Origin of the sequence: Nocardiopsis sp. CNS-639 (assembly GCF_000381685.1) — a bacterium.
GTDB classification, from domain to species: domain Bacteria; phylum Actinomycetota; class Actinomycetes; order Streptosporangiales; family Streptosporangiaceae; genus Nocardiopsis; species Nocardiopsis dassonvillei.
Map to the genome: position 1 here is coordinate 127,548 of NZ_KB906862.1, position 21,788 is coordinate 149,335.

Below are 21,788 nucleotides of genomic sequence, written 5' to 3' on the forward strand. Positions count from 1 at the left end.
ACGCCCTCTCTGTGAACACCCATGCCCTTTCCGGCCCGCCCGCACCGGTGACGGCGGACGAAGCGGTGGTCCTCGCGGACGAGTTCGACGGGATCGCGGCCTCCGTCGGGTCGGCCGTCCTCGGCAAGGCCGAGGTCGTACGCCTGGCCCTGGTCGCCATGCTCGCCCGGGGCCACATCCTGCTGGAGGACGTCCCCGGCACCGGCAAGACCACGCTCGCCCGCGCCATGGCCGCCAGCGTGGACGGCGTCTGGCGGCGGATCCAGTTCACTCCGGACCTGCTGCCCTCCGACGTCACCGGCGTCACGGTCTTCAACCAGGCCACGCGGGAGTTCGAGTTCCACCCCGGCCCGGTCTTCGCCAACGTCGTCATCGCCGACGAGATCAACCGGGCCTCGCCCAAGACCCAGGCGGCCCTGCTGGAGGTCATGGAGGAGCGCACGGTCACCGTGGACGGCGCGGGCCACCAGGTGCCCTCACCGTTCCTGGTCGTGGCGACCCAGAACCCGGTGGAGATGTCGGGCACCTACCGGCTGCCCGAGGCGCAGATGGACCGGTTCCTGATGCGGCTCTCCCTGGGCTACGCGGACCCCGCCAGCGAACTCGCCATCATCCGCGGCGACCGGCTCGTCTCGCCCGAGGACCTGCGGCCCAGCACCGGCGCCGAGCGGATGGACCTGATGCGGCGTACCGCGGACCGGGTGCACGTCCAGGACTCGGTCTACGAGTACGTCCTGCGCATCGCCCACGCCACCCGCGTCCACCCGGCGCTGGGCGTGGGCCTGTCCACCCGCTCGACGGTGGCCATGGTGCGGGCGATGAGGATGCTCGCGCTCACCTCGGGCCGCCCCTTCGTCGAGCCCGAGGACGTCAAACTCCTGGCCCAGCCGGTGTGGGCGCACCGCCTGGTGCTGTCCCCGGAGGCCTCGGTCGGCGGACGCGGCGGAGCCGACGTGCTGGAGGAGATCCTGAAGGAGACCCCGGCGCCGCCGCCGCGCCACCCGGGAGCCCCGGCGAGCCGCTGATGCCAACGACACGGGGATGGCTGGTCGCCTGCTCGGGCGTGCTCCTGCTCGCGGTCGGCGTCCTGTCCCAGTACCAGGAGATCGCGCTGCTCGGCGGCGTCGCCGTGACCGTGGTCGCCGTGGCGGTGCTGCTGGTGGGGCGCCCCGCCGCGGTGCGCGTCCAGCGCTCGGCGTCCACCACCCGGACCTCCCCCGGCGCCACCGTGCGCGTGCGGGTCGAGGCGAGCAACACCGGACGGCGCTCCGTGCAGGTCAGTGAGCGCGTCCTCGGCTCGGACGGCGAGCGCGCCGTGCCGCTGCGCCCCCTGGCCGCGCGCGCCACAGGCGGCTCCGACTACCGGATCGGGGCCCTGCGCCGCGGGGTGGTCGAACTGGGGCCGCTGCGGGCCGGGCGCTCCGACCCGCTGGGACTGGCCTCGCTGCGCCGGGACCACGGCGGCACCGAACGCGTCTGGGTGCACCCCCGCTGGGAGCACCTGCGCGCGGTCCCGATCGGCCGCGTGGCCGACCCCGACGGCGCGGCGGACGGCGCGCCCGCGGGCACCCTGACCTTCCACACCCTGCGCGACTACGTGCCGGGCGACGACCTGCGCCACGTCCACTGGCGCAGCTCCGCGCGGCTGGACAAGCTCGTCGTGCGCGAGTACATCGACACCTCCCAGACCCGGATCTGCGTCATCGTCGACGACCGCCCCACACCCGGCGGCGAGGCCCGCCTGGACGAGGTGGCCGGCGCGGCGGCCTCCATCGCGGCCACCGCCGTCCGCTCGTCCCTGCACTGCGAACTGCGCCTGGCCAGCGGCAGGGGCAGGGAGAGCACGGGCGGCCTGCCCCCGCTGCTCGACCTGCTCTCCGAGGCCCGGAGCACTCCGGGGGCCGACCTGCACCGCGCCCTGCTCCTGGCCCGCACCCGTCCCGCCGGTGACACCGCGGTCCTGGTCAGCGGCGCGCTCACCGCCGAGGACCTGCGGTCGTTCGGGCGGCTCGGCGACCGCTACGCGGGCCTGATCGCCGTCGTCGTCGGATCGGAGGAGCACCCGACCGCGCCCCCGGACGTCACCCTGCTCACCGCCGGTGACGCCGCCGGGTTCGCCGACCGATGGAACGAGGCGCCGTGGTCACGCTGACACCGCCACCTCGCGCCGAGGAGGCTCCGGCCGCTCCCGCGCCGCCGGGTCCGTCCCCGGACGGCCTCCCCGTGGTCGCGGGGCTGGTCATGGCCGCCGCCGCGGGCGGTGTCGCCGTCGCCCCCGGATACGCGGACCCCGCCCCGGTCCACGTCCTGCTGCCCGCCTGCGCCCTGCTCAGCGTCGTGGTGACCCTGCTGCTGCGGCGCCGGACGAGCGCGCTCCGCACCGTCCTGGCCGGGCTGCCGCTCCCGCTGGCGGTGGTGGCGGCGTGCTCGGTGTGGGTGCCCGGCGAGGGGACCGGGGTGCTCGGTTCCACCGTGGAGGCGGTCCTGCACTCGGGGGCGCGGATCCTCACCAGCACCGCGCCGACCCCGCTGAACGCGGACACCCTCGCCCTGCCGGTACTGGCCACCTGGCTGACCGGCGCCGCCTCCGCGCTGGCCTGGCGCGGACGCCGCCGGGCGCTCGCCCTGCTGCCGGGGCTGCTGCTGCTCGTCGGCGCGGTCGTGCTCAACGGCCCCGTCGCCCCGCCCGGCTTCCCCGCCATCGGACTGCTCACGGTGTCCGCGGTCATCCTCATGTCCGCGTCCCGGGAGGAGGCCGACCGCGGCGCCCCGGCGGACCGGGCGGCGCTGAGCGTCGAGGTCGAAAGCTCCGGCGGCACCCCGCCGGGAAGACCGCGCCGGGCACTGGTGACCGGGGTCATCGCCGTGCTGACCGCCACGGCCACCGTGTACGGCGGGCCCGTCCTGCTCGCCGGATGGGACGCGGATCCGGGCGACCCGCGCACGGTCGTGAGCCCGCCCATGGACCCCCAGGCGGCGCTCAACCCGCTCGTCCACCTGTCCGGCTGGGCCGCCGACCCCGACGAGCCGCTGCTCACCGTCGCCGCCGACGAACCCGTCAGCCTGCGCTGGGTCACCCTCTCCGACTTCACCGGCACCACCTGGCTGCCCGAGGGCGGCTACCGGGCGGCGGGGCAGGAGCTTCCCGAGCCCGTGCCGCCCCTGCCCCACGCCACCGGGGTCAGCGCCGAGATCACCGTCGGGGAGGACCTTCCGGGCAGCTGGGCCCCGGTCGTCGGCGCCCCCCGGCGGATCGGCCTGCCCTCCCCGGGCTACAGCGCGTTCTCGGGAACCGTGGTGAGCATGGACGGCGCCGTCGCGGGCACCCGGTACCAGGTCACCGGCGACGTCGCCGACTGGCGGCCGGACGAGCTGGCCGGGGCCTCCACGCCCGCGGACGAGATCTTCGACCGCTACCGCGAACTGCCCGCCGGGGCTCCGTCCGTGCTCAACGACGTCGTCGCCGCGGTCGCCAGCGAGGGCTCCCCGTACCAGCGCGCCCGCGCCCTGGCGGAGTACCTGAGGCGGTCGCACCGGTTCGACCCCGAGACCCCCGGCGGCCACGGCTACGCCAACGTCGCCGCGGTCCTCGCCCCGCCCGGGGAGGAGGGGGGCGGAGGCACCTCCGAGCAGTTCGCGAGCGCCTTCGCCATGCTGGCCCGCGCGGCCGGACTGCCCAGCCGCGTCGCCGTCGGCTTCGGGGCGGGCACGGAGGAGGCCGGCGGTACCCGCACCGTCCACACGGGCGACGCCGTGGCCTGGGGCGAGGTGTACTTCGACGGCGTCGGATGGGTGCCGTTCGCCGTCACCCCCGGCGAGGAGGGCGGGGACGACGCGAGCGAGGCCGCGCGGAGCGAGCGGACCCCGGAGGGAGCCGAGCCCGCGCAGGAACAGTCCCTGCCCCAGGACGACGCCCACGACGTCGCCGCGCCCCGGCGCGAGCCGGAGCGGTTCCCGGTGTGGGCGGTGCCCGCGATCGCGGGCGGTCTGCTCGCCGCCGTGCTCGCCGTCCCCGCGCTGCGCCTGGCCCGCAGCGGGCGGCGGCTGCGCGCGGGCACGCCCGAGCGCCGCGTCCTGGGCGCGTGGCACGAGCTGCGCGACGGCCTGCGCCTGTGCGCGTCGGAGCCGCCGCCGGGGCACACGGTCAGCGACACCGTCGCGCTCGCCCGCAGCCTGCTGCCCGAGACCGCCCAGCCCTGGGCCCAGGTGGACCTGGACAGACTGGGCCGCACGGTCAACGGGATCGGGTTCGCCGCGGGGCCGGGCGTCACCGGGGAGCAGGCGGCCTCCATCACCGAGGGCGTGCGCCGCCAGCTGCGCGCGCTGCGCCTGAGCAGGTCCCGTACCAGGAGGCTCACCTGGTGGTTCGACCCCCGTCCGCTGCTGTGGCGGGAGCGGTGATCCGCCGGGGCGCGGCAGTGAGAGGAGAGGGCACCGGTGAGTGACGTAGGAAACGGCAGCCTGGTCGCGGGCTTCCACTCCCTGGAGGTTCTGCACCGCGGCGCGGACTCGACCGTCTACCGGGCGCTGCGGGACGAGGACGGCGGCCCCGCCGTCGTGAAGGTGATGCGCGGCGCGGACGGTGAGGCCGAGGTCGAACGGCTGTGTGAGATCGCCGGATCCCCGGGCGTGGTGCCGGTGCTCGGCCACGGGCGCACCTCCTCGGGGCGGCCCTTCGTCGCCATGGACCACTGCGCGGGCGGGGACTACGCGGCCCGCCTGCGCCTCCGTCATCCGCTGCCGGTGGAGGAGGTGGTGGGGGCGGGCCTGGCCGTGGCCGGGGCGCTGGAGGCGGTCCACGGCCGGGGCCTGCTGCACCACGGGGTGGAACCGGCGAACCTGCTGCTGTCGGGGGAGGATGTCGTGCTCGCCGACGCGGGCGCGGTCCTGCCCACGGGTACCGTCCCGCCTCCCGTCGGACTGGACCCGGACGCCCTGGCGTACGCCCCGCCGGAGGCGCTGCGGGGAGAGCGGCCCTCGGAGGCCTCCGACGTCTACCGGCTGGCCGCCACGCTGTGGACGCTGTTGTCCGGCCACCCGCCGTTCGGCGGCGGTCAGCGGGGGACCGTCGACCCCTTCGAGCACCGGGAGCGCGTGCTCGGTGCGCGACCTCCGGGGCCGCCGCGCGCCGACCTGCCCGCGGCGCTGCGGGACGCCCTCGACCGGGCGCTGGCCAAGGACCCGGCCGAGCGCTTCCCGAGCGCGGCCGAGTTCGCCGAGGCGCTGACCGCTCCGGCGGCAGGCGCACCCGGCGAAGCGGGGGAGGAGGACGCCCCCGCGGAGTTCGGGGTGCTCCCTCCGGAGGAGGGGGCCGCGCCGCTGCCCGGACACGCGGCGGCCGGTGAGGAGGTCTCCGAGCCCGCGGACGCCTGGTGGGGGAGTGGGCCGGAGACGGAGGAGACCCCGGCGGACCGAGGCGTCGTTGATGGGTGGTCGGAGCGGGACCCGGCGTCGGATGAGGACCCGGTGGACGGCGGTACCGCTGACGTGTGGTGGGGGCAGGCCCCGACGCAGGGAGAGGGCTCGGCGGACGGCGGCGCCGCGGACGCTTGGTGGGGGCAGGACCCGGAGCCGGGGGAGACCCCGGCGGACCGAGGCGTCGTTGATGGGTGGTCGGAGCGGGACCCGGCGTCGGATGAGGGCCCGGCGGACGGCGGCGCCGCTGACACGTGGCGGCGACAGGACCCGGAGCCGGAGCCGCTGGATGACGACACCGCGGACGCGTGGTGGGAGGAGGACCCGGCTGACCGGGGCGCCGCGGTCGAGGCGGACCGGGCGGTACCCGTGCGCTGGGACGACGAGGCACCGGAGCGCCCGGAGGAGGAGTCGGCTGCTTCACCGCTGTCGGACGTCCCGCGTGAACCGGGGCCCGCACAGTGGATCCAGGCGGCGGGCGACGAACCGGAATCTCCCGGGGGCGAGCGGCCCGGAACCTCCGACCCGCACGCCGGAACGTCCGTCGGCCCGCCCGTGGCGGAACGGCCCGAGGACCCCTGGGCCGGGCTGGACGCCTGGTCCGGCCCTCCACCGCGCCAGGCGGCCGCCCCCGCGGCTCCCCCCGCCGAGCCTCCCGCCTTCGGCGGGTCTCCCGCCCCCACCGAACCCCCCGCCTTCGCGCCCCGCCCCCCGGCGGCGGGACCGGCGGCTGACCCCTATGCCTTCCCGACTCCACAGCGGTCCTCAGCGCCGGGACAGACCTGGGCGCAGCCCGCGCGGCCCGGCCGGAGACGACCCCTCGTCATCGCCGCCGTGGCGGCCTCGGCCCTGGTCGTCGCCACCGTGCTGGTCGGCGCGGTGGTCGTCCTGCTTCCGCTGGGAGGCGGGGGCCGGGAACAGGCGGGTTCCCCGGGCGCGGAGGAGTCCCAGGCCGGTCCGGAGTCGGCCCGGGGCCAGGAGGACGAACCGCCCGCGCCGCCCGCCGCCGTCAACGAGGAGGCCGCGCCCACCGACGTCCGGCTGGAGGACTCCGGAGACACGGTGCTGCTGACCTGGACGGACAACAGCGGCGGCGCGGTCGCCCACCACGTCGTCGGCGGCCCCGTCGGTACCGTCTACGCCCCCCTCGCCGACGTGGGGCCCGGCGAGACCCGGGCCGAGGTGAGCGGGCTCGACGCCGACGAGGAGTACTGCTTCACCGTCATCGCGGTGGTCACCGTGGACGAGGTCGCCTACTCCGAGGAGGCGTGCACCGACCGAAGCGGCGGGTGAACCGCTCCGGGGGCGCGGCGGCGGGCAGCCGACACGTCCCCGGGGGTGGTTCAGGAACCGCAGTTGGTGCCGGTCAGGGTGGCCGACTGGTCGCCCACGGCCCCCGTGGTGTCCACGCAGATCCCCGGCGCGTGGACGTAGACGGGACCGGCGTACTGGTCGAAGGTTCCCGAGTCCCAGGTCCCCCCGCCGCTGCCGGACTGACGGAGACCGACGTCCATGTACATGGTCCCGGCCGTGCCGATGGTCACGGCGCAGTTGTACCCGCCGGCGTTGTCGTAGTACAGGTAGACCGTCCCCTGGCCGTTGGGGACTGCTGTCTCGTTGACCCACCCGAACGTTCCGGCGTCCGCTGGGCGGTTGGGGCCGCTGTTGCACACCTGGGCGGGGTCCGCGCCCTGGGCGGTGGTGGCCGAGGACAGGACGAGGATCGACGCCACCGTGGCCACGGCCGCCGCCAGCGTCCCGCACCTGCGCTTCCAGTTCTTCCTCGGCACGGGCGCCTCCTCCGTGTGCTCTCCGCTTCCCGGCCTGGACGTCGGCGTCATCTGAACTCCCGTGAGCAGCTGGCGGTGCTGGTCGTGCCGCTGTCGGCGGTGGCGCTCTCGGACGCCGCCAGCACGGTGAAGGAGTAGCAGCGCCCCGAGCCGCGCGGCTGGTAGGTGTAGGAGAGCTGTCCGCCCCCGGCCGCGGTGCCGGGCGTGCTCACCTCGCTCAGCGACCTGGAGCCGTCGCCGTGCGGCGTGATGGTGTACTGGGTCGCCCCCTCCACCTGCGACCAGGTGACCGTCACCGTGTCTCCGGAAGCGCTGAAGGAGACGCTGGCGGGCGCTCCGATCTCCTGGGTGGGCATGGTGAACGGGGCGCTCGTGGCGGACTCGCCGCTGACGCCCCCCGTGCCGCGCGCCGTCACGGTGAAGGTGTAGGTACCGCCCGGCGCCAGCCCGGCGATCTCGACCGACGTGCCCGTGGACGTGCGGTCGCTCACCGGGTCGGAGTCGGAGGAGGCGGAGACGAGGTAGTCCGCGGCCCCCTCGGCGGCCTCCCAGGACACGGTCACGCTGTCGCTTCCCGCCGCGGCGACGGCGACGCCGCTCGGCGCGCCGGGAGCCCGGGGGCTGGGAGTGACCTCCTCGGTCTGCGCGGCGGGACCGGTGCCGAAGGCGTTGGAGGCCCGCACCCGGAAGCGGTAGGAGGTGCCGTTCTCCAGTCCGGTGATCGTGGCCTCCAGCTCCGAGCCGTCGACGGTCGTGCTGCCGCCCTGCCACGTGATGTCGTAGGTCTCCACGGGGGAGTCCGGGGAGTAGGCCTCCGGCCAGGACAGCGTGACGGAGCCGTCCCCGGCGGTGAAGGAGACGGGTGTCGGCGCGCCAGGCGCCGTGCCCTCGTCCTCTTCCTCCTCGTCGTCCCGGGGGTTCTCCACGACCGGGGCCTCGGGGGCGGTGCCGCCGTCGGTACCGCCGGGCTCCGGGGCGGTGGTGTCACCGGGCTCGGGCCCACCCGCGTCGGGTACGGGAACGTCGCCGGGCTCGGGCGCGGTGGTCTCGCCCGCGTCCGGTTCCCCGGGAGCGGGATCGTCCTCGTCGGTCTCGCCGGGGCCGGGCGGCGGGGCGGTCTTGTCGATGACGGTGGCCCGGCCCCCGGGGTCGACGACCGCCGCCACCCCGGTCTCGGGCGAGTTGATGTACAGGTTGCCCTCGCGCGTCTCCAGTTCCAGCGGTCCCTCGGCGCCGGGCAGGGTGATGGGGTTGAGCTCGTCCCCGGCGGGGTCGAAGACGCGCACCGTGCCGTCCTCGGGGAAGGGCACGTAGAAGCGGCCCTCGTAGGGGACGGCGGTGCCGCCGCCCTCACGGCCGGTGGAGAAGTGGTCCACGCCCGCCGACCCGGTGGGGTCGGACACGGTGACGACGTCGCCGGACCCGGGCAGCGTCACGGCGGCCAGGTCGCCCCGGGTGCGCGGCGGTACCTCGGCGCCCTCCAACGGGACGGGAGAGGTGATGGTCCGGGACTCGCCGCCGTTGCGGACGGCGACCATGCGGTCGCCGCTCCGGTCGACCGCGAGCACGCCGTCGTCGAGGACCGTGACGGCGATGTCGGCGCCGGGGTCGGCCACCGACGCGGTCTGCGTGATGACGGCCTCCTCGCCCTCGACCCGGACACCGACGACCGTGCCCTGGGTGGGCACCCCCAGCCAGAGGGTGTCGGAGTCGTCGAAGGCCCCGCCGACCAGCGGGGCCGGGATCCTCAGGGACGGCCCGGTGGGCTGGAGGGTCGCGGGGTCCACCGCCTTGACCTCACCGCTGGCGCGGTCGATGACCACCGCGGTCCCCTCGCCCAGTGCGAGGCCGAAGTCGCTGCTGGTGCCGAGTTCGAGCACACCGGAGAACCCCATCTCCCGCAGGTCCACCGAGGTCACCCGGCCGGTCTCGGGGTCGTGGAGCAGGAGGTAGTCGTCGTTCTGGGTGACCTGGACGGGGCTTCCGGCGGAGCCGGGCAGCGCGGCGACGAGGTCGATCCGCGCGTTGTCGCCGTTGACGCGGAAGCTCTCGCCCGCGGGGCTGTCCCAGAGCCACACGGCGCCGTCGGACATCTCGTCCGCACGGCCCATGGCCCCGGCGCCGAGCGCGGTGCTGAGCAGGCCCGCGGCCAGGACCGAGATCATCAGGCCCGGGGCGCTGGAGCGGGTGCGGCGCCAGAGCGCCGAGGCCGCACGCCGCACGGGGGAGGGGCGGGGCTTCGGTGCGGGATCCGTCGGGGGTGCGGTGGGCTGGTCCACCATGCAGGGCTCCCTTGTGCGTGTGGCTCGTGATCCCGTCCACAGGGAGGCGCCCACCGCGACGGGGTTCGGGTCTGGCGGTGAAATCGGCGACCGGAGGGAGGGCAGGGGCACCAGAGGTGTACCAGGGCCACGACGATTCCGTCAATGTCCTTATGTACCGCCCGAAGACACCCCAAAAGGTACGGAGACGGGTCTCCGCGGCCCGACGTGTCCGACCGGCGGCACCACGCCGTTCCCGCGGCGGCCCGGGCCCGCGCGTCGCCCGAGGTGGTGGAGTCCTCCGCCCCTGACCAGGGCGGTCGCCGCCTTCGGCCGGCCGAGCCGGGAAGGCGTCACCGGGACCGGCTAGGATTCACCCCGCATCCCCCTCATCACGCCCACAGCGCACCTTTTCTCCCTGCCCTGGAGAAGGGCGCGGGCTCACCGTGCACCTCATCCCCACTCCAGACGAGGCCTGTGAGACGACAGCCGTGAGTACGCACCCCTCAGCCGTCACGCTCCCCGCGACCGCGACCGCCCTGACCTCCACCGACCCCGCGCGGATCGGTCCCTACCGGACCCTCGGGCGCCTGGGCTCCGGCGGTATGGGCGTCGTGTACGCGGCCCTCGACCGGAACGGCGCGCTCGTCGCGGTCAAGCTCATCCACCCCGAGTACTCCGCCGACGCCGAGTTCCGGGCGCGGTTCGCGCGCGAGGTGCGGCTGCTGGGCCGGGTGGGCGGAGCCTGCGCCGTGCCTCTGCTGGCCGCCGACACCGAGGCCGAGCGCCCCTGGCTGGCCACCCCGTTGGTGCGCGGGATGACGCTCAGCGCCTACACGCGCGCACGGACCCCTGGGCGGGTGGCTCCTGATCGGACTGGCCGCCGGAGTGGCCGAGGCGCTCGCCCAGATCCACGAGATCGGCATCGCCCACCGCGACCTCAAGCCCGCCAACGTCATCCTGTCGCCCGAGGGGCCCCGTGTCCTGGACTTCGGCGTGGCCCGCGCGATCGACCAGACCGCGCTGACCCGCACCGGGTCCGTGCTGGGCTCGCCCGGCTGGATCAGCCCCGCCCACTACCGTGGCGAACCCCCCAGCACCGCCGACGACGTCTTCGCCTGGGGCGCGCTGGTCTCCTACGCGGCGACCGGGCGCCCGCCGTTCGGCACCGGCGACCCGGCGGCCGTCGCGCACCGGGTGATCAGCGGCGAACCCGACACCGCGGGCTTCACCGGCCCCCTCGCGGACCTGGCCGCACGCGCGCTCAGCAAGGAGGCGTCCGAGCGGCCGACCGCGCTGGAGCTGGTCGGCGGCGTGATCGCGGCGAGCGACCCGAGGCGCTCCCACACCCCGCCGGACTCCGCCGCGGCGGCGGGCGGCGTCATGGCCACCGTCGTCGACCACCAGTGGCAGGGCGTGCGGACCGCACCCGAGCGCGAGTTCCCGGTGGTCCCCGAGAGGCGGGGCGGAACCGGGAGGGTGCTGACCGTCGTCGGCGCCGCCCTGGGCGCCCTCGTCCTGCTCGCGGGACTGGGCTTCGGCGGCGTCGCCCTGGCCGCCAACTGGGACTCCCTGCCCGTCGCCGCCTGGTTCGGGGACGAGCCGGCCGAGACGGCCGAGGCGCGGCAGGCCGCCGGGGAGCAGCAGAACCCGGAACGCGGACACCAGGAGCGGCCGGACGGCGCCTCCTCCGAGGAGCCCTCCGCGAGCCCCTCCGAGGAGGCGTCCCAGAGCGCTGAGGACGAGGGGGATTCCGGCGGCGGGTCCACCACCACGACGGCCACGGTGGGCGCCGGGGTGGGCGCGAGCGGAACGCGCCCACCGGGCGAGCACGTCGTGGCCTTCCAGCCCTCCGGCGGCTCGGGGCAGTACGCCGTGCTCGACGGCGCCACGGTGGTGTGCGCGTGGAGTTTCTGCCAGAGCCAGGGCGGATCGGTCGGCGACGGCGGCGCCGGTTCGGTCGCCTCCAGCCCCTCGGCCCTGACCGGCTACGTCAACCAGGGCAGCCGCGTCATCACCGCCGAGGTCACCTACACCACCGCCGCCGACGGCACCGTCACCATCACCCGCCTGGTGGAGCGGCACAGCACCAGCGGCACGGGCACCCCGCCGTGGTAGGGGCCGGAACTCGAAACGACGGGAGAGACATGCCGAAGACCCTCGTACGCGGGGCCGCCGCCGTGGCCGGCCTGGCCCTGACCGTGGCGGTGGGCACCCCCGTGCCCGCCACCGCCGCCTCCTACGGGGGCCAGTGCGGGAGCGGATACGGGGTGGTCAACGAGGCCTCCGTCAACGGGGGCACCGTCTTCCTCACCTACAACAACTCCAACGGCCGCAACTGCGTCGTCGTCGTGCGGACCGACCCGGGCAGCGCCGTCAACATGGACGCGGCCCTCAAACGCAGCGACTCCACCTCCTGGGACACCGACCCGGGCGACTGGACGGAGTACGCGGGCCCGGTCTACGCCGACGCCGCCGGCCACTGTGTGGACTGGGGCGGCGTGGTCGGCGACGAATGGGTCCTGCGCAACGGCACCAACTGCGGCTGACACAACAGGAGAGGGCGCTTGTGAACGTGCACCACCCGTGGTGGATGAACCCGGTCAACACCCTGCTCAGACCCTTCGACAACAGCCTGGGGGCTGCCGAGGGCGCCTTCGACGCCATGTTGGCGGAGGCCTCCGCCAGCAGCGGGCTCCCCTGGCCCTCCGACGAACCCTTCCTCTCGGACACGCGCGTGCTCCACGACGCCTGGCAGGCGGTGCCCGGCGTCACCCCGATCGGCCGGATCGGCCTGCGGGGCGAGGTCCGGCGGCGGCTGGAGACGCGTCTGCGCATGCTCCACCTGCTCGACGCCAACCCGGAGGTCGCGGCCCAGCCCGTCGAGCGTCCGGTGTTCATCACCGGACTGCCCAGGACGGGCACGACGTTCGGCCACGGCCTCCTGGCCCAGCACGTCCGGGCCCGCGCCCCGCGGCTGTGGGAGATGCTGAGCCCGGTCCCCGACACGGGCAGGCCCGGGGAGCGCACCGTGGGCAGGCGCGAGCGCCTCGCGCTGGCGCGGAGACTGGTCCGGGGCATGGACGCCATGGGACCGGGGTTCCAGACCATCCACCCCATGCACCCGCTCGAACCCGAGGAGTGCGTCTTCCTCCTGCCGCAGGGGATGTTCTTCCACGTCCGCGCCGCCTCCCCGGACTACCGCGCCTGGGTCGAGGGGCGCGACGCCACCCCCGACTACGCCTACCTCAAACAGCAGCTCCAGGCGTTGCAGTGGAAGCGGCCCGCGCGCCGCTGGGTGCTCAAGTCGCCCCTGCACCTGCTCAGCCTGGACGCCCTGCTCAACGTCTTCCCCGACGCGGTGGTCGTCATGACCGACCGCGACCCGGCGCGGGCCATGGCTTCGTGGGCCAGCCTGACCGAGACCTCGATGCGCATCCACAACAGCGACGTGGACCCGCACTGGATCGGCCGCGAGTGGCTGGGGATCTGGGCGGCGGGCGCCGAACGGGCCCGCCGCGTGCGCCGCGAGCACGGTCCGGAACGCTTCCTGGACCTGCCCTACGGCGAGCTGACCTCCGACCCGCTCGGGGCGGCCGAACGCGTCTGGAGCGGCCTCGGCGAGGACTTCGACCCCGACACCCGGGCCCGCACGCTCGCCTACACGCGCGCGGACCGGCGCAGGAACCCGGGCGGCCACCGGTACGACCTGGAGTACTACGGCCTCACCGCCGAGGAGGTGCACGCGGCGTTCGGCCCGGACCTGACCGGCGCCGAGGCGGCCCGCGCGGGAGGGGGCGGGACCTGAGGGGACGCGGTGCGCGCCCGGCCGGGCCCGGCCCACGCCGTGGTGTGCGTCCGGCCCGGACCGGGGACGCGTCCGTGCCGCCCGGCCCGGGCCGGGTTCGCGTCCGCGCCGTCGCGGACGCGGCGACCTTCCGGACGGCCGCCGCGACCGCGTGGCGTCAGCGCGCCGTGCGGTGCAGCGGCCGCCACGACCACCAGGCGGCCGTCCACCCGGCCAGGCCCAGCCCGGTGCCGGTGACGGCCCCGACGAGCAGGCACCGCACGAGGTCGTAGCCGCTCACCTGCGCGCGGTCGGACAGACCGCCCGCCACGGCGCCCGCCACCGCGCACACGGCGAGGGCGGACAGGGCCGGGACGCGCACGCGGTCGCCGGGGACGGCCCCGGCGCGCTCATCCGCCTCCCGGCCCTCGCGCCCGGCGTCCGCGCGGCGGGCGCGCTCGCGGTGGACCCACCAGGCCAGGACGGCCAGGCCGCCCGCCGAACTCGCGTACATCAGCACGTTGTAGAGCAGGTGCGGGCCCGCCACCGGAGTGCTCAGCAGCGGCCAGGCCCGCACCAGGGCCCCGCCCGTCTGGGTGAAGGAGTCCCAGGCCATGTGCGTGACCGAGCCCACCGCCAGCGCCGCGGCGGTCAGCGCGGCCGCCCGCGCCGCCTCCCGCGCCGACCGGGGAGCCCGGACGCGCGGGACCGGGGACCGCTCGGCCAGCGCGTGCAGCGGTGGCCGGAGCACGTACGCGTACACCACCAGCACGGCGCCGCCGAGCAGCACGTCCAGCCACAGCCCGGCGGGGACGTGCGTGGTCGCCGCGGCCACGGGCAGCGGCAGGTAGTACGGCAGGTCCGGCGCCACCGACCCGACGACCAGGGCCGCCGGCGGCAGTCCGGTACGCGCCAGGGGCAGGACCGCCGCGACATGGCTGGGGGTGAAGGGCACGTCGTCCTTCCTCGGCCGGGGCCCGCGCGGCCCCGGCGGGCCTCGCTACTGCGCGTCCAGGTACTGGTAGGTGGCCAGGGTCCCCCCGATGAGCACGTAGACCTCGTAGGGGGAGATCGTGTCCTCCGGGGAGTCCGACCCCGCGAGCCCTCCGTCCCGGGCGTAGCAGAGGTAGGGGGCCCGTTCCGCGCCCGGCTCGACGGCCACGACGTCGTCCATGTCGCAGTACACCGCCTCGACGCCGTGGTCGAAGCGGATGGTGTCCTCGACGACCTCGCGCACGGTGGGCAGCTCCGGGTACTCGAACCGGAAGGCGGCGCCGCCGTCCCCGGCCAGGACCGGGAACTGCATGTCCAGGCCGCCGTAGGTGAGGGTGCAGCTCAGGCCCGGTTCGACGGGCTCGGTCATCTGCTCGGGACACGCGGCGGCGGCGCTCGGATCGACGAGGGAGGCCTTGCGGGTCACCTCCGTCAGCAGGGCCCAGGCCGCCTGCTCGGACACCGACGCGGAGGCCTCGGGCTCGGGGGGCAGGGCGGACTCGTCCACCTGGGGTCTGGAGACGGGAACGGGTGCTTCGACGAGGAGCCCGGCGAGCTCCTCCTGGGACAACGCCTCCGGCGGAGTGCCCTCCGCGGCGGTGGTCTCCTCGGCGGCCTCTTCCGAGGGCGCCGAGGCCTCCGCGGGGTCCTCCCCGCCGCCACAGGCGGACAGGGCGAACACGAGCGAGAGGGAGACCGCCGGGGTAAGGGCGAAGCGGCCGTGAGGGGGGAAGAAGGGCATCTCTGTCCTTTTCGTCCTTGGTGGGGGTGGGGGGAGGGGGATGCCAGTGGACCGTGAAACGCATGGGGTGGCCCGCCATTCCGACTCCCGTCACCCTCCGTCGGTTCACCGAATACCAGGAGTGTGTTCCACTTCACTGAAAGAACGCGTGTGGTGACACTTCGGTGAAATGCGGGACCCAAGAGGAGTCGAAGACCCCCTGAGGCGTCCGCCCCCGCCGTGAGCAGGCGCGGAAGCGCGCGCACCCCCTCGCGGCCGTGCGCGTGCGCCGCACTCCCCGGGGGCGGAAACGTGGCGGCGCGGGAGGAGGGATTCGGCGCTTCCTCCGGCGGGCCGGGTTCGGCCCCGGGGTGTGCCGCACCCCACACCCCGGGGCGGCGCGACCGAACGAGATTCTCTACCATCCACTGTATGGACGTCCCTGAGAGCGGGGCCGCCGGATCCGGCGCCCCCAACCCGGCCGACGGGTTCCCCGCCGCCACACACGAGCGGTGGCGCGAACTCGTGGCGGGGGTACTGCGCAAGAGCGGTGTCCCCGAGGACCGGCTCGCCGACACACCCGAGTCGGCACTGGCCACGCACACCTACGACGGGTTCGACATCGAGCCCCTCTACACCGGCGACCCCCCGGCCGCCGACCCCGGCTTCCCGGGGCTGCCCCCCTTCACCCGGGGCCACCGGCCCGGCGGGTCGGTCCCCGAGGGCTGGGACATCCGCGCCCGCCACACCGACGCCGACCCGGACGTCCTGCGGCGGCGCCTGCACGCCGACCTCATGAACGGCGTCAGCTCGCTGTGGATCGCCGTCGGCGGCACCGGCCTGCCCGTCTCCGCGCTCGGCCAGGCCCTCGGCGACGTCCACCTCGACCTCGCGCCCGTGGTCCTGGACGCCGGGGCCGACCACGCCGACGCCGCCACCGCGCTGCTCGACGCCCACGCCGACGCGGGCGTCCCCGACGGCCGGATCATCTCCCACCTGGGCATCGACCCCCTCGGCACCGCGGCCCTGGCCGGCGAGCGCCCCGACGTCATGGACCCCGCCCGCCTGGCCGCGGAGCTGGCCCGCGGGCGCCCCGGCCTGGGGCTGTTCGTGGCCGACGGCCGCCTCGTGCACAACGCGGGCGGCTCCGACGCCCAGGAACTCGGCTTCGCCGTCGCCGCGGGGACCGCCTACCTGCGCGCCCTGCACGCCGCCGGGATGGACCTGCCGGACGCCGCGCGGCGCATCGAGTTCCGCCTGGCCGCGAACGCCGACCAGTTCGGCGTCATCGCCAAGCTGCGCGCCGTCCGCGCCATGTGGGACCAGGTCCTCGACGCCAGCGGGGTGCCCGCCGACCAGCGCGCCATGCGCCTGCACGCCGCCACCTCCGAGGCGATGATGACCCGGCGCGACCCCCACGTGAACATGCTGCGCACGACCGTGGCCTGCTTCGCCGCCGGGGTCGGGGGAGCCGACGCGGTCACCGTCGCCCCCTTCGACTCCGCCGTGGGCCTGCCCGACGACTTCGCCCGCCGCATCGCCCGCAACACCCAGTCCCTGCTCATCGAGGAGTCCCACCTGGCGCGGGTCGTCGACCCCGCCGGAGGCTCCTTCTACGTCGAGGCGCTCACCCGCGACCTGTACCGTGCGGGCTGGGCGTTCTTCCGGGAACTGGAGGCCGAGGGCGGGGCCGCCGAGGCCGTCGAGCACGGCCTGCTGCGCGAGCGCGTGGACGCGGTGTGGACGCGCCGCCGCCTCGACCTCGCCCACCGGCGCTCCCCGCTCACCGGCGTCAGCGAGTTCCCCAACGCGGACGAGGTCCCGCTGGTGCGGCCCGCCGACCCCTCGCGCCCGCCCGTCGCCCCCCACCACCCTCAAACGACGCCTGCGGCGCAGTCTCACCCACCGGCCCCGGTCCCCGGCGGCTTCCCGGTGCGCCGCTACGCCGAGGACTACGAGGCGCTGCGCGACCGCAGCGACGCCCACGCGGGCGACACCGGCCGAAGGCCCACCGCCTTCCTGGCCACACTGGGCCCGGTCGCCGCGCACACGGCCCGCGCGTCCTTCGCGGCCAACCTGCTCGCCGCGGGCGGCGTCACCTCCCACGAACCCGGCCCGCTCGACGGCGCCGCCGCCGTCGCGGAGGCGTTCGCCGCCTCGGGCAGCCGCGTCGCCGTGCTCTGCTCCTCCGACGCGGTCTACGCCGAGCAGGCCGAGGACGCCGCACGGGCGCTCAGGCGCGCGGGGGCCCTGCGGATCCTGCTCGCGGGCGCGCCCGACGACGCCTACCGCGAGGCCGGGGTCGACGCCTTCGCCCACCGGGGGTGCGACGCCGTCGCCCTCCTCACCGACCTGGTCGACGTCCTGCTCACCGATCCGTCGGCACCGTCCGCCACTGCCGAGGGGGCGCACGCATGATCCCCGACTTCTCCGACGTCCCGCCGCGGCTCCCCGCCTTCTCGGGTGACACCGCCTCCGGACACGCCGCCTGGCAGAGAGCGCTGGAGGCCGGCACCGGCAAGGCCGCCGACGCCCTGGAGTGGGAGACCCCCGAGGGCATCGCCGTCAAGCCGCTGTACACCCCCGCCGACCGCGCGGGCCTGGACTTCGTGGACGGGCTGCCCGGCATCCCGCCCTACCTGCGCGGGCCCTACCCGACCATGTACGTCAACCAGCCGTGGACCATCCGCCAGTACGCCGGGTTCTCCACCGCCGAGGAGTCCAACGCCTTCTACCGGCGCAACCTGGCCGCCGGGCAGAAGGGCCTGTCGGTCGCCTTCGACCTGGCCACCCACCGCGGCTACGACTCCGACCACCCCCGGGTGGCGGGCGACGTCGGCATGGCGGGCGTGGCGATCGACTCCATCTACGACATGCGCCAGCTGTTCGACGGGATCCCGCTGGACAGGATGAGCGTGTCCATGACCATGAACGGCGCGGTGCTGCCGGTCCTGGCGCTCTACATCGTGGCCGCCGAGGAGCAGGGCGTCCCGCCGGAGAAGCTGTCGGGAACCATCCAGAACGACATCCTCAAGGAGTTCATGGTCCGCAACACCTACATCTACCCGCCGCGGCCGTCGATGCGGATCATCTCCGACATCTTCGCCTACACCTCGCAGCGGATGCCGCGCTTCAACTCCATCTCCATCTCCGGCTACCACATGCAGGAGGCCGGGGCCACGGCCGACCTGGAGCTGGCCTACACCCTGGCCGACGGCGTGGAGTACATCCGCGCCGGTCAGCGCTCCGGGCTGGACGTGGACGCGTTCGCGCCGCGCCTGTCGTTCTTCTGGGCGATCGGCATGAACTTCTTCATGGAGGTCGCCAAGCTCCGCGCCGCCCGCCTGCTCTGGGCGCGCCTGGTCAGGGACCTGGGCGCGACCAGGGACAAGTCGCTGAGCCTGCGCACCCACTCCCAGACCTCGGGGTGGTCGCTCACCGCCCAGGACGTGTTCAACAACGTGGCCCGCACGTGCGTGGAGGCGATGGCCGCCACCCAGGGGCACACCCAGTCGCTGCACACCAACGCCCTGGACGAGGCGCTGGCCCTGCCCACCGACTTCTCCGCGCGCATCGCCCGCAACACCCAGCTGCTGCTCCAGCAGGAGTCGGGCACCACCCGCGTCGTGGACCCCTGGGGCGGCAGCTACTACGTGGAGCGCCTCACCCAGGAGCTGGCGGCCAAGGCCTGGGAGCACATCCGGGAGGTGGAGAAGGCGGGCGGCATGGCCGCCGCGATCGACGCCGGGCTGCCCAAGATGCGCATCGAGGAGGCCGCCGCCCGCACCCAGGCGCGCATCGACTCGGGCCGCCAGCCGGTGATCGGCGTCAACAAGTACCGCCCCGACACCGCGGACGAGATCGAGGTCCTCAAGGTCGACAACTCCCGGGTGCGCGCCCAGCAGCTGGAGAAGCTGCGCCGCCTGCGCGAGGAGCGCGACGAGGACCGGGTGCGTGCCGCGCTCGACGCGCTCACCGCGGCCGCCGGGGGCGGGTCCCGGGCGGATGAGGCCCTGACCGGCAACCTCCTGGCGGCGGCGGTCGACGCGGCCCGCGCCAAGGCCACCGTGGGCGAGATCTCCGACGCCATGGAGAGGGTCTTCGGCCGCCACTCCGGGCAGATCCGTACGATTCAGGGTGTGTACAGGGACGAGGCGGCGGGCAGCGCCGACGCGGCCGACCTCATGGAGCGCGTGACCCGCCGGGTGGAGGAGTTCACCGAGGACGAGGGCCGCCGCCCCCGCATCCTGGTGGCCAAGATGGGCCAGGACGGCCACGACCGGGGCCAGAAGGTGATCGCGACCGCCTTCGCCGACCTGGGCTTCGACGTGGACGTCGGCCCGCTGTTCCAGACCCCGGCCGAGGTCGCCGCGCAGGCCGTGGAGGCCGACGTGCACGTGGTCGGGGTGTCCTCCCTGGCCGCGGGGCACCTGACCCTGGTGCCCGCGCTGCGCGAGGAGCTGGCCCGGCTGGACCGCGGGGACATCATGATCGTGGTGGGCGGGGTCATCCCCCCGGCGGACTTCGCGCCGCTGCGGGAGGCGGGCGCGTCGGCGATCTTCCCGCCGGGGACGGTCATCGCCGAGGCCGCCGTCGACCTGCTCGACCAGCTGGAGGAACGGCTGGGGTAGGGGAGGTGCGAGGGGCGCCCGCGGGGTCGGTCGCCCCGGCGGCGCGGGCACGCGGCGGGCCGGGACGCGGCGTGTGCGCGGCGGGCCGGGACGCGGCGCGTGCGGACGCGGTAGCGGAGGGCGCGTCGGCGGAGGGGCGCTGCGGACCGGAACGCGGCGGAGGGAAACCGCGTCCGCGGAGGACGCGACGGGCGAGGACCCGGCAGGGGCAGGACCAGCCGGGCCGGGACGCGGCCCCGGGGCCGGGAAGAGGGAGGCAGGCGTGGCGGAGCAGGGTTCCGTGCCGGGCGCGCGGCGTTCGGGGCGGCGCCGCCCGGTGGACGTGGACGCCCTCGCCGAGGGGGTCCTGGCCGGGCACCGGCCCACCCTCGCGCGGGCGATCACCCTCGTGGAGTCCCGCCGCCCGGACCACGCGCGCGCCGCGCAGGAACTGCTGGTGCGGCTGCTGCCGCACACCGGCGGGGCCCGCCGGGTGGGGATCACCGGGGTCCCCGGCGTCGGCAAGTCCACGTTCGTCGACGCGCTGGGCACCCGGCTGACCAAGGCCGGGCACCGGGTGGCGGTGCTGGCCGTGGACCCCTCCTCCACGCGCACCGGAGGCAGCATCCTGGGTGACAAGACCCGGATGGAGCGCCTGGCGGTGGACCCCGACGCGTTCATCCGGCCCTCGCCCACGGCGGGGACCCTGGGCGGCGTCGCCCGGGCCACGCGGGAGACCATGCTGCTCATGGAGGCGGCCGGGTTCGACGTGGTCCTGGTGGAGACGGTGGGCGTCGGCCAGTCCGAGGTCGCGGTCGCCGCCATGGTGGACTGCTTCTGCTTCCTCACGCTGGCCCGCACGGGCGACCAGCTCCAGGGCATCAAGAAGGGCGTGCTGGAGCTGGTGGACGTGGTCGCGGTCAACAAGGCCGACGGACCGCACGCCGACGACGCGCGCAAGGCGGCCCGCGAGCTGTCGCGGGCGCTGCGGCTGCTCCAGCCGGTGCACCCGGACTGGCGTCCGCCGGTGCTCACGTGCAGCGGTCTGACCGGCGACGGGCTCGACGAGGTGTGGGACGCCGTGACCCGGCACCGCGCGGTGCTGGAGAGCGACGGCGCGCTGGCCGAGCGCCGCAGCCGCCAGGGGGTCAGCTGGATGTGGGACCAGGTCCGCGACCAGCTCATGGACGCGTTCCTGCGCGATCCCCGGGTGGCCTCGCTCCTGCCCGGGACGGAGGAGCGGGTGCGGTCGGGGGAGACCACGGCGACCCTCGCCGCGCGCACGCTGCTGGACTCCTTCACCCGGGATCGCGGGTTCCGTCCGACGGGTGAACCCGGAGGCGGCGCGTGGCCGGAGCGCGGCACGGAGCCCTCCCGGGAGCCGGGTTCGTCCGACGGGTGAACGCCGGGGAGGCGCGGTGCCGGGGCGCGGCCCGCCTCCCCCCGGCCGGGACGCGGGTTTCGTCCATCGTGTGAACGTCCTGTGACGGCGGCGCCGCCGTGCAGCGTTGCCCGGGTGTCCACGGCACATCCCATGTCATGAAATGTCCCAGGGACAACGGTAGATAACGGGCGCTCACCGCCGAGTTCGTGCCCAGGAGGCGAAAATTTCTTCCGGTATGCCATTCCCGAACGGGCGGTTCGCTTATACCGTGTGTGTCCAACGACTTACCAGGCTCGCGGACGTACCATACGCTCCCCCCTGACGTCGGACCGGCTCTGTGGGAGTGGCGCCGGTCCGGGTGGGCGTGGTCCGCCGGTCTGCGTATGGTTAAGCGAAGGGACCCCTCACCATCTCAACGTGGGGCCGGGAGGAGTGAACGTGCACAGGCTTGGGCTGAGCACGCGGGTGGAGAGCCGCAGTGTCATCGTCGCGATCGAGGGAGAACTCGACATCGCGACCGCCGCCGACCTCCAGGAGCACATCCAGTCCGCCGTCGAGGACCACGGTCCTTGGCTGATCCTGGACCTGTCCGCTCTGGACTTCATGGACTCCAGCGGTCTGAACGTCATCATCAACGCCTACAGAACCGTCCGTGAACTGGGCGGATCACTGGCGCTGGCCGCTCTGAACGAACGCGTCACCAAGGTCGTCCGCCTGGTCGGCCTGCACCGCCAGGTCCCGGTCCACCAGACCGTGGCCACCGCCGTCGCCGCCATGGAGGCACTGGAGGCCAAGCGCCAGGCCGGATAACCTCCGGGCGTATGGGT

Annotated in this window: 14 protein-coding genes and 1 pseudogene; 11 read left to right on the forward strand and 4 right to left on the reverse strand. The window is 75.3% G+C overall.

Annotated features, from left to right (window positions below; translation table 11 throughout):
* Window positions 1-65: 65 nt before the first annotated feature.
* The 4 genes from G011_RS0115645 to G011_RS32880 are packed head-to-tail and all read left to right on the forward strand — an operon-like array spanning window position 66 to window position 6,708.
* Entirely contained in the window at window positions 66-1,025 is a 960-nt protein-coding gene (locus tag G011_RS0115645) for a MoxR family ATPase (protein ID WP_019609301.1), read from the forward strand.
* On the forward strand, window positions 1,025-2,152 hold the full coding sequence (locus G011_RS0115650) for a DUF58 domain-containing protein (protein WP_026338341.1): 1,128 nt from the start codon (window positions 1,025-1,027) through the stop codon (window positions 2,150-2,152). Before G011_RS0115645 ends, G011_RS0115650 begins: the two co-directional genes overlap by 1 nt.
* The gene (locus tag G011_RS0115655; RefSeq protein ID WP_019609303.1) at window positions 2,140-4,401 is read left to right on the forward strand and encodes a transglutaminase domain-containing protein; all 2,262 of its coding nucleotides are present in this window, start codon (window positions 2,140-2,142) and stop codon (window positions 4,399-4,401) included. The genes G011_RS0115650 and G011_RS0115655 overlap by 13 nt, the downstream gene beginning before the upstream one ends.
* A gap of 36 nt (window positions 4,402-4,437) precedes the next feature.
* A complete protein-coding gene (locus G011_RS32880; RefSeq protein WP_051104373.1) occupies window positions 4,438-6,708 on the forward strand; it encodes a protein kinase domain-containing protein in 2,271 nt (756 codons plus the stop codon).
* 50 nt (window positions 6,709-6,758) lie between these two features.
* Here the strand turns inward: G011_RS32880 and G011_RS29905 are convergent, their stop codons facing one another.
* Window positions 6,759-7,205 (reverse strand): spore-associated protein, encoded by a 447-nt coding sequence (locus G011_RS29905; RefSeq protein ID WP_231391502.1) that lies wholly within the window; start codon window positions 7,203-7,205, stop codon window positions 6,759-6,761.
* Between the two features lie 47 nt (window positions 7,206-7,252).
* The gene (locus G011_RS0115670) at window positions 7,253-9,487 is read right to left on the reverse strand and encodes a fibronectin type III domain-containing protein (protein ID WP_019609306.1); all 2,235 of its coding nucleotides are present in this window, start codon (window positions 9,485-9,487) and stop codon (window positions 7,253-7,255) included.
* A 470-nt stretch (window positions 9,488-9,957) separates the two neighbouring features.
* On the opposite strand from G011_RS0115670, the pseudogene G011_RS29910 reads away from it, so the two are divergent.
* The 3 genes and pseudogenes from G011_RS29910 to G011_RS0115685 all read left to right on the forward strand — a co-directional run bounded on the left by G011_RS29910 (window position 9,958) and on the right by G011_RS0115685 (window position 13,274).
* A pseudogene (locus tag G011_RS29910) lies at window positions 9,958-11,584 on the forward strand (serine/threonine-protein kinase).
* A 29-nt stretch (window positions 11,585-11,613) separates the two neighbouring features.
* Window positions 11,614-12,015: a hypothetical protein gene (locus G011_RS0115680; RefSeq protein ID WP_019609308.1), complete on the forward strand. Its 402-nt coding sequence runs from the start codon at window positions 11,614-11,616 to the stop codon at window positions 12,013-12,015.
* Between the two features lie 20 nt (window positions 12,016-12,035).
* Window positions 12,036-13,274 carry a sulfotransferase gene (locus G011_RS0115685; protein ID WP_019609309.1) on the forward strand — a complete coding sequence of 413 codons (1,239 nt, stop codon included), beginning with the start codon at window positions 12,036-12,038 and terminating at the stop codon, window positions 13,272-13,274.
* 157 nt (window positions 13,275-13,431) lie between these two features.
* Here G011_RS0115685 and G011_RS0115690 read toward each other — a convergent pair whose 3' ends face one another.
* Entirely contained in the window at window positions 13,432-14,208 is a 777-nt protein-coding gene (locus G011_RS0115690; protein ID WP_019609310.1) for a DUF4184 family protein, read from the reverse strand.
* Window positions 14,209-14,253: 45 nt separating this feature from the next.
* Complete coding sequence (locus G011_RS0115695; RefSeq protein WP_019609311.1) at window positions 14,254-14,988, reverse strand: hypothetical protein; 735 nt, start codon at window positions 14,986-14,988, stop codon at window positions 14,254-14,256.
* A 411-nt stretch (window positions 14,989-15,399) separates the two neighbouring features.
* Between G011_RS0115695 and G011_RS0115700 the strand changes: the two genes are divergently transcribed.
* From G011_RS0115700 to G011_RS0115715, 4 genes are all read left to right on the forward strand, one after another.
* On the forward strand, window positions 15,400-17,385 hold the full coding sequence (locus tag G011_RS0115700; protein WP_019609312.1) for a methylmalonyl-CoA mutase family protein: 1,986 nt from the start codon (window positions 15,400-15,402) through the stop codon (window positions 17,383-17,385).
* Complete coding sequence (gene scpA, locus G011_RS0115705; protein WP_019609313.1) at window positions 17,382-19,598, forward strand: methylmalonyl-CoA mutase; 2,217 nt, start codon at window positions 17,382-17,384, stop codon at window positions 19,596-19,598. Before G011_RS0115700 ends, scpA begins: the two co-directional genes overlap by 4 nt.
* 262 nt (window positions 19,599-19,860) lie before the next feature.
* Window positions 19,861-20,979, forward strand: a complete 1,119-nt coding sequence (meaB, locus tag G011_RS0115710; protein ID WP_019609314.1) for a methylmalonyl Co-A mutase-associated GTPase MeaB — start codon at window positions 19,861-19,863, stop codon at window positions 20,977-20,979.
* Between the two features lie 420 nt (window positions 20,980-21,399).
* Entirely contained in the window at window positions 21,400-21,771 is a 372-nt protein-coding gene (locus G011_RS0115715; protein ID WP_013156533.1) for an STAS domain-containing protein, read from the forward strand.
* Window positions 21,772-21,788: the final 17 nt, after the last annotated feature.